Below are 217 nucleotides of genomic sequence, written 5' to 3' on the forward strand. Positions count from 1 at the left end.
CAAAGGCAACGCCGGCATCCATCAGCGCTTTAAACTGGGCTTCATCGTTATTGTAGCCCGGCAGATAGCGCTGACCGGTCAGCTGGGTAATCTGCTCCCGCACCAGCCGCTGTTCGTAGAACCCGTCGCCTAACCGTTTGTGCACCAAAGCCGGGTCATGGGTGAGTTGCTGCTGCATGTAGTCTGACCCCAGCCAGGGTTTGTACTGGGTAAATTT

At 56.2% G+C, this 217-nt stretch carries 1 protein-coding gene; it reads right to left on the bottom strand.

The features are described 5' to 3' along the window. The coding region (locus tag EAE89_RS23930; RefSeq protein ID WP_244866766.1) for an S-layer family protein at nucleotides 1-217 on the bottom strand (217 nt) is incomplete at both ends.

This window comes from Photorhabdus heterorhabditis (genome assembly GCF_018448905.1).
Classification (GTDB): Bacteria; Pseudomonadota; Gammaproteobacteria; order Enterobacterales; family Enterobacteriaceae; genus Photorhabdus; species Photorhabdus heterorhabditis.